The following is a 12501-nucleotide window of genomic DNA, read 5'->3' as shown; positions in this document are numbered from 1 at the left end:
CCCGCGCGTCGTCGTCCAGGTGACCTGACCGCACCTCCGGCCGTGCAGCGCGCACACCGACGAAGGGGACCAGCACCATGACCGCCTCCACCACGCTCTCGCCCACCGACGTCGCCGCGCTGCGGGACCGCGTCACGGGTCGCGTCCTCGCGCGGGGCGACCTGCCCGACGGCGGCCCGACCGCCGCGGAGGCCGTCGCCGCGCACAGCACGCTCGTCGCGCACGACCCCGACGTCGCGGTGCTCGCGGAGACGGAGGCCGACGTCGTGGAGGCCGTGCGGTTCGCGGCCCACCACGGGCTGCGCGTACGGTCGCACGCGACGGGCCACGGCGAGTCGTCGCCGATCACGGACGGAGTCGTCCTCGGGACGAGCGGCCTCGCGGGCGTCGAGGTCGACCCGGCGTCGCGCGTCGCGCGCATCGGTGCCGGGACGCGCTGGAACGCGGTCGTCGACGCGGCCGCGGAGCACGGGCTCGCGCCCGTCACGGGCTCGTCGACGTCCGTCGGGGTCGTCGGGTACACGCTCGGCGGTGGGTACGGGCCCCTGACGCGCAGCCACGGCCTGACGTCGGACCGGGTGCGCGGGTTCCGGGTCGTGCTCGCCGACGGGTCGGTCGTCGAGGCGGGCCCGGACACGGAGCCGGACCTGTTCTGGGCGCTGCGCGGCGGCAAGGGCGGGCTCGGCGTCGTGACGCGGCTCGACCTCGAGCTCGTGCCGCTGCGCACGCTGTACGCGGGGTCGCTCACGTTCGACGCCCCGCACGTCGAGGACGTCCTGCGCGGCTGGGCGGCGTGGACCGCGACCGCGCCCGACGACGTCACGACCTCGGTCGCGGTGCTCGCCCTCCCGGACCTGCCGTTCGTCCCGGAGCACCTGCGCGGCCGCACGGTGCTCGCCCTGCGCTTCGCCTACCCGGGCGACCCCGCGGAGGGCGAGCGCCTCGCCGCGCCGCTGCGGGCGCTCGCGCCCGCCCTCGCCGACACGGTGGGCGAGCTGCCCGTGACGGCCGTCGCGACGATCCACGCGGACCCGGAGGACGCCGGGCCGTCGTGGGTCTACGGCGCGGGCCTGCGGGAGGTGGACGAGGAGTTCCTCGACCGGTTCCTCGCCGAGCTCGGGCCGGGCAGCGGGTCGCCGTTCGTCGCGGCCGAGCTGCGGCACGTCGGCGGCGCCGGGGCGCGCGACGTCGAGGGCGGGTCCGCCGCGGGCGGCCGCACCGCCGGGTTCCTGCTGAGCCTCGTGGGCGTCAACCCGCCGCGGCTGCCGGACATGGTCGCCGCCGCGGCCTCGTTCGCGCAGTGGTCGCAGCCGTGGGCCGCGACGGAGACGAACATCAACTTCCTGCCCGGGCCCTGGACGGACGACGCGCTCGCCCGGGCCTGGTCGCCCGAGACCGCGGCACGCCTCGCGTCGGTGCGCGCGGCGTACGACCCGACGGGCCTGTTCGCCTGGCGCGTGTGACCCGGTCCGCCCCCGGTCCCCCGGGGGCGGGCCGTTCCGTCACACGGCGAACAGGGCGGTGAGCCGCGGGAGGCGGCGCGCGTTCTCCTCGTCGTCGTCGAAGTCCCACGGCTCGCCGGCGGGCTCGCTGCGTGCCCGCACCGACGACGTCCGCTCGCGCGCCGCGTAGTACGCCTCGTCGTCCTCGCCGGTCGCGCGGGACCACGCGTCCCCCACGAGCGAGTCCAGCGACTCGAACCCGAACCAGGGCGACCCGCCGTCGGCCATCGCGGCGACGACGGGGTGGTCGGCGAGCGAGTCCGGGTCGGCCAGGGTGCGCTCGAGCACCGCCCGGCCGGCGAGGACGAGCCCGTCGCGGAAGTCCATGAACCCGTCGTCGCTGCACCCGCCCTCGACGAGGTAGGCCGCACCCCACACCGGCCAGGCGTAGGCGTCGTTCGCCACGTCCCCTGCCACGTCGACGAACGCCAGCATCTCGTCCGCGGTGAGGCGCTCGACGAGGAGGTCGGTGAGGGCGCCGGGCAGCGGGTCTTCCTCGGCACCGCGGTCGTCGGCACCCGCGCCCGCCCGCTCGCGTGCCGTCTCGACGATGCCCCAGAAGGTCTCTCGGTCCATGGCGCGGACGGTACGGCGAGGCACCCACAGCCGACCAGGCACCCGCTCCTCCTCACCCGGCGAGGCGGTAGACCTGCTCGACGACGTCCGCACCCACGCCCGCGGCGTACGAGGTCTCGCTCCCCACTTCGACGAACCCCGCACGGGCCAGCACCCGCGCGGAGCCCGGGTTGTGCGCCGCGACGCGCGCCACGAGCGGACGCTCGCGCTCGACGGCGAGGAACGCCGCGAGCGCGGCCGACGCGATCCCCTGCCCCCAGCGCGCGGGGTCGACCCAGTAGGTCACCTCGCGCTCGCCGTCCATCGTGAAGCTCCCGATCGTGGCGACGAGCTCGCCGTCGTGCTCGACGGCGAGGACCGTGCACGTCGGGTCGCTGCGGATCCGCGCGTAGTGCCGGTCGAACGCCTCGCGGTCGGCGGGATCAGGGCGCGTGAAGGCCGCCAGCGCGACGGCGGCGGGGTCGCGCTCCCAGGCGTAGACGCGGTCCAGGTCCCGGTCCGCGAGCTCCCGGAGGCTGACATCCATGCGCGCGACAGTAGCCTCGGCGACCGACACCGCCCGACCGACCGACCGGACGCGGCGCCACCCGGCGCCGCACGACCCGACCCGGCGCGACCCGGGCACGGGCCGGCGTCGCGCGGGCGGGGTCCGCTCACCGGCCCGGGGCGATCCCGAGGTGCGTGTGCCGCGCGAGGATCGCGTGTGCGTCGGTGCCCCGCGGCAGGACGCCGTAGCCGTGGCCGCGGTCCTCGCCGAGCCGCGCGGCGACGAACGCGTCGGCCGTGCCCGACGGCGCGTGCCGCACCACGAGCGACGCCTGGAGCGCGAGGGCGAGCGACTCCACGACGCGACGGGCCTGCGCCTGCTTCGCCCCGGCGTCGGCCCCCGCGACCTCCGCGAGCAGACGGCGCGTGCGCGCGACGTGCGCGTCGAGGACGGGGTGCGCGCCCGCCGTCGTGGCGAGCTCCGCCTCGAACGCCGCGACGGACGCGGGCTCGCGGCCCATGGCGCGGAGCACGTCGAGCGCGATGACGTTGCCCGACCCCTCCCAGATCGCCATGACCGGCTGCTCGCGGTAGCGGCGCGCGAGCGGGAACGCCTCCGTGTAGCCGTTGCCGCCCAGGCACTCCATCGCCTCGTACGCGTGGTGCGGCCCGCGCTTGCACACCCAGTACTTGCTCACGGCCGTCGCGAGGCGGCGGAACGCGCGGTCGTGCTCGGACTCGCCGTCGTGCGCGGCGGCGAGGCGCACCGACGTGAGCGTCGCGGCCTCGGACTCGAGCGCGAGGTCGGCGAGCACCGCGGTCATCGCGGGCTGGTCCACGAGCGCCGCGCCGAACGCGGTGCGGTGCCGCGCGTGCCACAGCGCCTCGGTGACCGCCTGGCGCATGCCCGCGGCCGAGCCGTGCACGCAGTCGAGCCGCGTGCGCGACACCATCTCGATGATCGTCCGCACGCCGCGGCCCGGCTCCCCGACGAGGAACCCGACGGTGCCGTCGAGCTCGATCTCCGACGACGCGTTCGACCGGTTGCCCAGCTTCTCCTTGAGACGCTGGATGCGGAACACGTTGCGCGTGCCGTCGTCCAGCACGCGCGGCACGAGGAAGCACGACGGCGCCCCCTCGCCCGGTGCGCCCGGCACCTGCGCGAGCACGAGGAACGCGTCGGACATCGGCGCCGAGCAGAACCACTTGTGCCCGGTCAGCAGGTAGGCGCCGTCCACCCCGGCGGGCACGGCCGTCGTCGCGTTCGCGCGCACGTCCGAGCCGCCCTGCTTCTCCGTCATCGCCATCCCGACGAGCACGCCGGGCTTGCTGCCCGGGGCCGCGAGGGCGCCGTCGTACCCGCGGGAGAGCAGGCGCGGCTCCCACGCCGCGGCGAGCGACGGCGCGTGCCGCAGCGAGGGCACGGCCGCGTGCGTCATGGAGACCGGGCACGCGTGGCCCGGCTCGACCTGCGCGAACAGCGAGAACACTGCGCCCCGCACCACGTTCGCGCCCGGCCCTGGCTCCGCCCACGCGCTCGTGTGCGCGCCGTGCGCGACGGCCGCCCCGATCACCTCGTGGTACGCCGGGTGGTACTCCACCTCGTCGATGCGGTGGCCCCGGCGGTCGTGCGTGCGCAGCACGGGCTCGTGGACGTTCGCGAGCTCGGCCGCGCGCTGGAAGTCCCCCGTCCCGACGAGCGCGCCGACCTCGACGAGCCGGTCCTCGCCCCACGCCCCGCCGTACGCGTGCACCGCCTCGCGCAGCACGGGGTGGTCGAGGTACTCGTTGACCCCCTCGCGCTCCGGCGGCTGGTTGGTCACGCGGTGGGTCGTGCGGGGTACCGGGTGCGCGACGGCGGTCGCGGCGTCGGTGACGCCTGCGGTCCCGGTGGTGCCGGCGGTCCAGGTGGGGGTGTCGCTGCGGGTGTCGGTCGGGGTCACGGTGTCCTCCTGCGGCTCTGCGGGTGGCTCGGGGTCGGTGCGGCGGTGCTCGGGTGCGGCCCGGACGGGCGGGTCGGGCGGGTGGTTCGGGTGCGTGGTCCGGGCGGGATGGTCAGGCGGGGGCAGGCGCCACCGCCCGCGCGCCGACGGCACCCAGGCAGAAGCGCTGGATCGTGGCGACGACGGCGTCCCGCTCGCCGGGGGTCGGCGCCGGGCCCGTGGACCCGCCGTCGCGGACCGCGGCGAGCGGCGACAGCGGGCCGGTGAGCGACTCGCCGACCGCCCCGACGAGCGCGGTCGCGACGACCGCGACGTCCTGGTCGGGGATCTCGCCCGCCGCGACGCCGTCGCGCACGACGTCCGCGAACGTCGTCGCGTACGCGCGGCGGTACTCGAGGCGCGCGGCGTCGACGGCCGGGTCGACGGGCTCGAGCAGGAGCGCCCACGCGAGCGTCGGGCCGCGCAGCGCGCGCCGCGCGAACGTGTCGACGGCGCGGCCGAGGCGCTCCGCGGTGCCGCCGCCGGGCGGGTCGTCCGGGCGCGAGGCGGCGGCCGCGCGCACCGCGTCGAGCTCGACGTCGGCCGCCTGGCGGAACACCGCGACGAGCAGGTCGGCTTTCGTCGGGAAGTAGGAGTAGACGCCGCCGGTGCTCACCCCGGCGCGCGCCGCGAGCGCCTGCACGCTCGCGCCGGCGAACCCGTGCTCGGCGACGATCGTCCGCGCTGCGTCGAGCAGGGCGTCGCGCTTGCGCTCGCGGGCGGCGCGCGTCGCCGGGGTCTCGCGGTAGGGCACGGGTCCTCCGTCGTCGTCGGGTGAACCGCCTCGGGGCGGCTTCCACGAAGAATTGAAGCATGCTTCAATTCATCGCGGTACCGGCCGCCGGGCCGGAGGCGTCGAGGACGACGCCGCGCACGACGTCGAGGAGGACGACATGCACCTGGGCAGCATGCTCGAGAGCACGGCACGCAAGGTCCCGACCAAGGAGGCGCTCGTGCTGGGCGAGCGCCGGCTCACGTACGCCGAGCTCGACGCGGCCGCGCGCCGCGCCGCGGCCGTCTTCCGGGACGCCGGCGTGCGCCCCGGCGACCGCGTCACGGTCATGACCTACAACACGCCGGGGTTCGTCGTCGCGGCGTTCGGCCTGTGGCGCGCGGGCGCCGTGCTCGTCCCCGTCAACCACAAGCTCCAGGCGCCCGAGGTCGCGCGGCTCGTCGCCCACAGCGGCGCCGTGCTGGGCGTCGCGGACGCGAGCCTGGCCCCCGTCGCGACCGCCGCCGCGCCCGCGGTGCGCTGGCTGTGGACGGAGGCGGACGCCGTCGGGCAGGACGCGGAGGGGACGCCGGGGCGCGACGACTTCGACGCGCTCGTCGCGGCCGCCGCGCCGTGGGACGGCGTGCCGCCGGACCAGGACACGATCGCCCAGCTGCTCTACACGTCCGGCACGACGGCGGCCCCCAAGGGCTGCGAGCACACCCACCGCGGGCTGAGCTCGGTCGCGGCCTACACGACGGCGGCCGTCGGGCTGCGCGCGGACGACCGCTTCCTGCTCGCGATGCCGATCTGGCACGCCTCGCCGCTCAACAACTGGTTCCTGTCGATGGTGTTCCTCGGCGGGACGACCGTGCTGCTGCGCGAGTACCACCCGATCGAGATGCTGCGGACGGTCGAGGCCGAGCGCACGACCGCGTTCTTCGGCGCGCCCATCGCGTACGTCGCGCCGCTCCAGGTCGCCGCCGCGCAGGGCATCGACCTGTCGACGTTCGACCTGTCGAGCGCACGGCTGTGGCTCGCCGGCGGCGCGCCCGTCGGCGCCGACACCGTGCGGGCGATCCGCGCCGCCTACCCGGGCGAGCTGCACCAGGTCTACGGCATGAGCGAGATGGGGCCGGTCGGCACCGCGCTCGGCCCGGCCGACCAGGAGCGCAAGGCGGGCTCGATCGGGCACGCGGGCATGCCCGGCGTCGACGTGCGGGTCGTGGACCTCGACGGGAACGACGTCGGCCCGGGCGGGACCGGGGAGATCTGGCTGCGGTCGGACACCCGGATGGTCGGCTACCTCGACGACCCGGAGGCGACCGAGGCCGTGCTCGTCGGCGACTGGTACCGCACCGGCGACGTCGTGCGCGTCGACGAGGACGGGTACCTGTTCATCGTCGACCGGCTCAAGGACGTCATCATCACGGGCGGCGAGAACGTCTACTCCCAGGAGGTCGAGGAGGCGCTGCGCGGCTCCCCGGAGGTCGCGGACGTCGCCGTCGTCGGGCGGCCGCACGCCGACTGGGGCGAGACGGTCGTCGCGTTCGTCGTCCCCGCCCCCGGCGCCGAGCCGACGCTCGACTCGCTGCGCGCGTTCCTCGCCGACCGGCTCGCGCGCTACAAGGTGCCGCGCGACGTCGCGCTCGTGACGGAGCTCCCCCGCAACCCCTCCGGCAAGCTCACCAAGCACGTCCTGCGGTCGCGCGTGAGGGAGGGGACGACGGTGGCGTGAGGCCGGGACGCGGCTCCCCCGGGCGCACGGCGCGGGCACGGACGGCAGCGGGGCGGACGGCCTCAGGGGCGCGCGGTCTCAGGGGCGCGCGGTCTCAGGGGCGCGCGGTCTCAGGGGCGCGCGTGCTCGAAGATCACCGTCGTGCTCGTCCCGGCCACCTCGGGGCGCACGCTGAGCGTCCGGGACACCAGGTCGCGCAGCGCGTCCGAGTCGGCGACCGCGACGTGCAGCAGGAAGTCGCGGTCGCCGGTGACGAAGAAGACGCCCTCGACGTCGGGCAGCGTCAGCAGGTAGTCGCGGAACGCCTCCAGGCCCTTGCGCGCCCCGGCCTGGAGGCGGATCGCGATGAGCGCCTCGAGCCCCCGGCCGAGCGCCGCGGGGTCGACGTCGGCCCGGAAGCCTCGGATCACGCCGCGGTCCACGAGGGCCCGGACGCGCGCGTGGCACGTCGAGGCGGCGATGCCGACGCGGGCAGCGACCGCCGCGTTCGTGGCGCGCGCGTCGGTCGCGAGGACGTCGAGGATGCGGCGGTCGACGTCGTCCAGCGCGGACGGTCGAAGATCCTTCGGCACGGTGGGCCTCCCCTGGTCAGCGGGCGAACGTCGCGGCGGCGGCAGCAGCCCGGGACGATGATCCTTCGGCACATCTTGCCGCACGCCGAAGGATCCACCACGCTGTGAGTCGTGCGGCACCATCCCGCCGCACACCAGCCACGCGCCCGCCTCGCCACCCGCGGGGCGGGCGTCGGTCGAAGGAGCCCGGCGTGAGCACGACCTCTCGTCCCCGTCCCCGTTCTCGCGACGCCCGGTCGGCACCCCCCGGCCGCGCCCCTCGCACGGCCGTCGTCGTCGGCGCCGGCATGGTGGGGCTCGCCACCGCGTGGCACCTCCAGGAGCAGGGCGTCGAGGTGACCGTCGTCGACCGCGAGGGCGTCGCCGCGGGCTCCTCGTGGGGCAACGCCGGGTGGCTCACCCCCGGCATGGCGATGCCGCTCGCCGACCCGTCCCTGTGGACGTACGGGCCGCGCGCCCTCCTCGACCCCGCCGCTCCCCTGCACGTCCCGCTGCGGTTCGACCCGCGCCTGTGGACGTTCTTCGCGCGCTTCATGGCGCACGCGACGCAGGCCCGCTGGGACCGCGCGATGGCGGCCCTCACCCCGATCGACCGCGTCGCGCTCGACGCGTTCGACGAGCTCGCCGCGGGCGGCAGCCTCGGCCACGGCGTCGAGGCCGGCACGACCCCCGGCCCGTTCACCGTCGCGTTCGAGCACGTCCGCGAGGCCCGGCCCTTCCTGCGCGAGCTGGAGCACGTCGCCGCCGCCGGGCAGACCGTCCCCGTCCGGCGCGTCGAGGCCGGGGAGCGCGCTCACCAGCTCACCGAGCGCGTCTCCACCGTCTACGCCCTCGAGGGCCAGCGCTTCCTCGAGCCCGGACCGTACGTCCACGCGCTCGCCGACTCCGTGCGCGCCCGCGGCGGCACCATCCTCACCGGCCTCGACGTGCTCGACGTCGAGCCCGGCCGCCTCGGCGCGTGCGTCTTCGCGCGCGCCGTGCACCCCGACGCCGCCCGGCACCCTGCCCTCGTGGGCGCCGGGGCGAGCGACGGGCCCGGGGTGACCGACGGCGTCGGGCCGGACGCCGGGGCGCCGCGCCCGGCTGGCTCCCCCGCCGACCGCGAGGAGGGCGTCGTGCTGCGGGGCGACGCCGTCGTGCTCGCGACCGGGGCATGGCTGCCCTCGCTCGCGGCGCCGCTCGGCGTGCGCACGCGCGTGCAGGCCGGACGCGGCTACTCGTTCACCGTGAAGACCGACGAGCCCGTCGAGACACCGATCTACCTGCCCGCGCGCCGCGTCGCGTGCACGCCCTACCAGGGCCGGTTCCGCATCGCGGGGACCATGGAGTTCCGCGGCCCGGACGAGCCGCTCCAGCCTCGGCGGATCGACGCGATCCTCGCGTCCGTGCGGCACCTGTTCCAGGGCGTCGACCTCGACGACCGGCACGACGAGTGGGTCGGCTCGCGCCCCGTCACGCCCGACGGCCTGCCGCTCGTCGGCGCGACGCGCACGCGCGGCGTCTACGTCGCGGGCGGCCACGGCATGTGGGGCATGGTGCTCGGGCCCGCGACCGGCCGGGCGCTCGCCCACCTCGTGACGACCGGCGAGACCCCCGACGAGATCCGCGCGTTCGACCCGCTGCGCTGAGCCCGGCGGCCGGGCGTCCTCGGACGGCTCCCGGCTCGCGGATCGCGGCCGGCCGAGCCCGGCCGAAAGACCCTGTCGGGCGGGGGCGCCGCGTCCTAGCGTGGTCGGCATGACCGTGCGAGAGGAGCACCGGTCCGCGCTGCGCGCGCTCGACGGCGACCCGGCGGCGGTGCGCGCGCACCTCACCGCGGGATCGGGGCTGCCGGGCCCGCGCGCGAACCTCGAGCTCCTGGGCGCGTTCGCCGACGTCGCGCCCGCCGAGCTCGTGCGCGCCCTGGCCGACGACCCCGACGAGTACCTCCGGTGCTGCGGGACGTGCGGGCTGGGCCGGCTCGTCGTCGAGGCCCCCGCCGACGCGCGCGCGGAGCCGACCGACCGGGTGCGCGCCCGCGCGTCGGACGGGTCGTGGCGCGTCCGTGAGGCCGCCGCGACGGCGCTCCAACGGATCGGCGACGCCGAGCCCGCTACGCTCCGCGCGCTCGTCGCGACGTGGGTCGCCGACCCCGACCCGCTGGTCCGCCGCGCCGCCGTCGCCGGGATCTGCGAGCCGCGCCTCCTGCGGGACCCCGCGACCGCGACCGCCGCCCTGGACGCGTGCGCGGCCGCGACCGCCTCGATCGGCGCGCTCCCCGCCGACGCGCGCCGCGACCCCGACGTGCGCACGCTGCGCCAGGCTCTCGGGTACTGCTGGAGCGTCGCCGTCGTCGGCGACCCGGCCACCGGCGTGCCGCGGTTCGCGGCGCTGCGCGGGTCGTCGGACCCGGACGTGGCGTGGGTCGTGCGCGAGAACGAGAAGAAGGCGCGCCTGCGCCGCGTCCTCGACCGCACGTCCTGACCGGGCGCCGGGAGCCGCCCCGGTCACGGCGTTCCGGGGGCCGCCCGGCGACGGCGGCCCAGAGAGGTCGAGCCCGAGGAGTCTTGCGTCCCTTCGCGCGCGCCGATATGTTTAACCGAAATACTAATAACGACGAGGGAGTCCGATGAGCAGCACGACCGAGCCGACGACGAGGATGGCCGAGCTGGCCGCCACGGACGAGGACCTCCGCAGCCTGCTCTCCGGCGGGTGGCTGCGCTACCGCACGTCGCCCGCGCTGCAGGAGCTGACCCGCGACGCGCACGCGACGTGCGCCCGCATCGGGCGCGTGTACTTCGAGGACGTCGACGAGGCACGCCGCCTCTTCCACCGGCTCGTCCCCGGCGCCGAGGAGGGGATCGACTTCCGCCCGCCGCTGACGATCGACTACGGCGACCGGCTGCTGATCGGCGCGCGGACCTTCATCAACGCCGACTTCATGGTCATCGGCGGCGGCCTCGTCACGATCGGCCCGGACTGCCTCATCGGCCCGCGCTGCTCGATCTACACGCCGAACCACGCCGAGGACGTCGTCCGCCGCCGCGAGGGCTGGGAGCGCCCCGAGCCCGTCACGATCGGGAGCAACGTGTGGATCGGCGGCTCGGTCACCATCACGCCCGGCGTGACGATCGGCGACGACAGCATCATCGGCGCCGGGTCCGTGGTCACGCGGGACATCCCCGCGGGCGTCGTCGCGGTGGGGAACCCGTGCCGACCCGTCCGCGCGATCGCCGCGGACCGCGCGGAAAGCACCGCCCGCTGAGCAGCACGCCCCTACGCTGGCGCGCATGGACCTCGCGCGCTCGATCCCGCTGTTCGTGCTCGCTGCCCTGCTCGAGATCGGCGGGGCGTGGCTCGTGTGGCAGGGGCTGCGCGAGCACCGGGGCTGGCTGTGGATCGGGGCGGGGGTCGTCGCGCTCGGGCTCTACGGCGTCGTCGCGACGCTCCAGCCGGACGCGAATTTCGGGCGCATCCTCGCCGCGTACGGCGGCGTGTTCGTCGCCGGCTCGCTCGCGTGGGGCATGGTCGTGGACGGCTTCCGCCCGGACCGCTGGGACGTGGCCGGCGCGCTGCTGTGCCTCGTCGGCGTCGCCGTCATCATGTACGCCCCGCGCCCCGAGTGACCGAGTCCGCCCGCCCACGCCCCTGCCCATCCCCGGCCGAGCACGACGTTGCCGTCGCTATCCGTCGGACGACGACAGCAACGTCGTGCTCGGCGGAAGGGTGTGGTCGCCGAGGTCGCGCTGTGCCAGGATGCGCGCGTGGCCATCGACGCCCCGACCGGCAGGGGGCCGACGCACGCCGTCGGAGCCGGAGACCTCGACGACACGCTGCCGGAGCTCGAACCCGCGCACGGCCCCTACGCGAGCTGGTCGCGCCGGGTCGTCGCGTCGCTGCTCGACACCGCGATCGCCGCGACGGTGCTGTTCCTCGCCGTCGGGCCGGCCTACGAGGTCGCGTGGATCCCGACGATCAGCTTCGGCGTGAGCACGGAGGCACCGGTGCCCGGCGGGGGCTGGTGGGCGTTCGGCACCGCGGCCGCGTTCCTCGCCCTCCAGGCCTGGACCGGCGCGACGCCCGGCAAGCGGACGGTGGGGATCGTCGTCGTGCACGACGCCACGGGTCGCCCTGCGGGCCTCGTGCGCACGATCCTGCGGAGCGTGGCGCACATCCTCGACGCGCTGCTCTACATCGGCTTCCTCCGCCCCCTGTGGAACGCGGAGCGCCGCACGTTCGCCGACTCGCTGTGCAGCACCGTCGTGCTCCGGCGCGTCCGACCGCCCGTCCCGTTCCTCGGCCCGGGCACCGGTCTCGGCGGCCCGACGCCGTCGCGCGTCGTGACCGGCGCGGCGACGGTCCTCGCGGCGGGCAGCGCCCTCTTCATGCTCGGCCCCGCCACGTCCACCAGCGGGGACGTGTGGACGTCGTCGTGCACGCCGCCCACGACTGCCCCCGCGCCTCTGCTCGTCGACGACGTCCAGGTGTCGAGCTGGTCGACGGCGGGCACCACGACGCGGTGGGGCGTGACCCGTACGACGCCCCTGCCGCCCGCGACCGGCACGGACGCCGGGTTCGACGCGAGGTTCGGCCTGGACCTCCCGGGCCCCACGCTCGCGGCCCCGCTGGACGGCGCGCTCGTCCTGCGCCTCGAGACGTGGCAGGGCGACGAGCTCGCGGAGCTCCGCTCGCCCTTCCACGTGGAGCCGACGCCGGACGGCGGGGTGTCGTGGGAGGCCGTCGCCCCCACACCGCCCGGTTCCGGTCTCGACACCGTCCACGTTCCGGCGGGGACGGTCGCCCTGCTGCCGCAGGGCTGGCGCTGGGAGGCCTCGGTGGTGGTCGACGGCGAGGAAGGTCCGCAGACGGTCGCCACCTGCGGAGCCCGCGGCCCGTCCTGACGCGGGAGTGCCCCCCACCCGCCCAGGCGTCGTCGAGCACGGGGTCGGCGACC

Annotated in this window: 12 protein-coding genes; 7 read left to right on the top strand and 5 right to left on the bottom strand. The window is 76.6% G+C overall.

Annotation, left to right across the window (positions count from 1 at the left end; all coding sequences use genetic code 11):
• Nucleotides 1-77: 77 nt before the first annotated feature.
• The gene (locus tag E1O70_RS06155; RefSeq protein WP_061268393.1) at nt 78-1463 is read left to right on the top strand and encodes an FAD-binding oxidoreductase; all 1386 of its coding nucleotides are present in this window, start codon (nt 78-80) and stop codon (nt 1461-1463) included.
• Nucleotides 1464-1502: 39 nt separating this feature from the next.
• Here E1O70_RS06155 and E1O70_RS06150 read toward each other — a convergent pair whose 3' ends face one another.
• The 4 genes from E1O70_RS06150 to E1O70_RS06135 all read right to left on the bottom strand — a co-directional run bounded on the left by E1O70_RS06150 (nt 1503) and on the right by E1O70_RS06135 (nt 5300).
• Nucleotides 1503-2078, bottom strand: a complete 576-nt coding sequence (locus E1O70_RS06150) for a DUF4240 domain-containing protein (protein ID WP_061268394.1) — start codon at nt 2076-2078, stop codon at nt 1503-1505.
• A 52-nt stretch (nt 2079-2130) separates the two neighbouring features.
• A complete protein-coding gene (locus tag E1O70_RS06145; protein ID WP_061268423.1) occupies nt 2131-2604 on the bottom strand; it encodes a GNAT family N-acetyltransferase in 474 nt (157 codons plus the stop codon).
• Between the two features lie 127 nt (nt 2605-2731).
• Nucleotides 2732-4507 (bottom strand): acyl-CoA dehydrogenase family protein, encoded by a 1776-nt coding sequence (locus E1O70_RS06140; RefSeq protein WP_082774624.1) that lies wholly within the window; start codon nt 4505-4507, stop codon nt 2732-2734.
• 112 nt (nt 4508-4619) lie between these two features.
• Entirely contained in the window at nt 4620-5300 is a 681-nt protein-coding gene (locus E1O70_RS06135) for a TetR/AcrR family transcriptional regulator (protein ID WP_061268395.1), read from the bottom strand.
• 139 nt (nt 5301-5439) lie between these two features.
• Between E1O70_RS06135 and E1O70_RS06130 the strand changes: the two genes are divergently transcribed.
• Complete coding sequence (locus E1O70_RS06130) at nt 5440-6996, top strand: class I adenylate-forming enzyme family protein (RefSeq protein ID WP_061268396.1); 1557 nt, start codon at nt 5440-5442, stop codon at nt 6994-6996.
• A 110-nt stretch (nt 6997-7106) separates the two neighbouring features.
• On the opposite strand, the gene E1O70_RS06125 is transcribed toward E1O70_RS06130, so the two are convergent.
• Nucleotides 7107-7568: an Lrp/AsnC family transcriptional regulator gene (locus E1O70_RS06125; protein ID WP_061268397.1), complete on the bottom strand. Its 462-nt coding sequence runs from the start codon at nt 7566-7568 to the stop codon at nt 7107-7109.
• A gap of 191 nt (nt 7569-7759) precedes the next feature.
• On the opposite strand from E1O70_RS06125, the gene E1O70_RS06120 reads away from it, so the two are divergent.
• From E1O70_RS06120 to E1O70_RS06100, 5 genes are all read left to right on the top strand, one after another.
• On the top strand, nt 7760-9196 hold the full coding sequence (locus E1O70_RS06120) for an NAD(P)/FAD-dependent oxidoreductase (RefSeq protein ID WP_128957653.1): 1437 nt from the start codon (nt 7760-7762) through the stop codon (nt 9194-9196).
• Nucleotides 9197-9305: 109 nt separating this feature from the next.
• On the top strand, nt 9306-10031 hold the full coding sequence (locus E1O70_RS06115) for a HEAT repeat domain-containing protein (RefSeq protein WP_061268399.1): 726 nt from the start codon (nt 9306-9308) through the stop codon (nt 10029-10031).
• 145 nt (nt 10032-10176) lie between these two features.
• Nucleotides 10177-10812 (top strand): sugar O-acetyltransferase, encoded by a 636-nt coding sequence (locus E1O70_RS06110; protein WP_061268400.1) that lies wholly within the window; start codon nt 10177-10179, stop codon nt 10810-10812.
• A 25-nt stretch (nt 10813-10837) separates the two neighbouring features.
• Nucleotides 10838-11173, top strand: a complete 336-nt coding sequence (locus tag E1O70_RS06105; RefSeq protein ID WP_043658574.1) for a YnfA family protein — start codon at nt 10838-10840, stop codon at nt 11171-11173.
• 138 nt (nt 11174-11311) lie between these two features.
• The gene (locus E1O70_RS06100; RefSeq protein WP_167496858.1) at nt 11312-12448 is read left to right on the top strand and encodes an RDD family protein; all 1137 of its coding nucleotides are present in this window, start codon (nt 11312-11314) and stop codon (nt 12446-12448) included.
• Nucleotides 12449-12501 lie beyond the last annotated feature (53 nt).

The organism is Cellulosimicrobium funkei (assembly GCF_004519295.1).
Classification (GTDB): Bacteria; Actinomycetota; Actinomycetes; order Actinomycetales; family Cellulomonadaceae; genus Cellulosimicrobium; species Cellulosimicrobium funkei.
Note: the sequence above shows the minus strand (reverse complement) of the source record. Positions and strands in the feature narration are given on the sequence as shown.

Bases quoted from the DNA above. Each gene is read 5' to 3' on its own strand.
- E1O70_RS06155 (WP_061268393.1), top strand. From the start codon at position 78: ATGACCGCCTCCACCACGCTCTCGCCCACCGACGTCGCCGCGCTGCGG.
- E1O70_RS06150 (WP_061268394.1), bottom strand. From the start codon at position 2,078: ATGGACCGAGAGACCTTCTGGGGCATCGTCGAGACGGCACGCGAGCGG.
- E1O70_RS06145 (WP_061268423.1), bottom strand. From the start codon at position 2,604: ATGGATGTCAGCCTCCGGGAGCTCGCGGACCGGGACCTGGACCGCGTC.
- E1O70_RS06130 (WP_061268396.1), top strand. From the start codon at position 5,440: ATGCACCTGGGCAGCATGCTCGAGAGCACGGCACGCAAGGTCCCGACC.
- E1O70_RS06115 (WP_061268399.1), top strand. From the start codon at position 9,306: ATGACCGTGCGAGAGGAGCACCGGTCCGCGCTGCGCGCGCTCGACGGC.
- E1O70_RS06110 (WP_061268400.1), top strand. From the start codon at position 10,177: ATGAGCAGCACGACCGAGCCGACGACGAGGATGGCCGAGCTGGCCGCC.
- E1O70_RS06105 (WP_043658574.1), top strand. From the start codon at position 10,838: ATGGACCTCGCGCGCTCGATCCCGCTGTTCGTGCTCGCTGCCCTGCTC.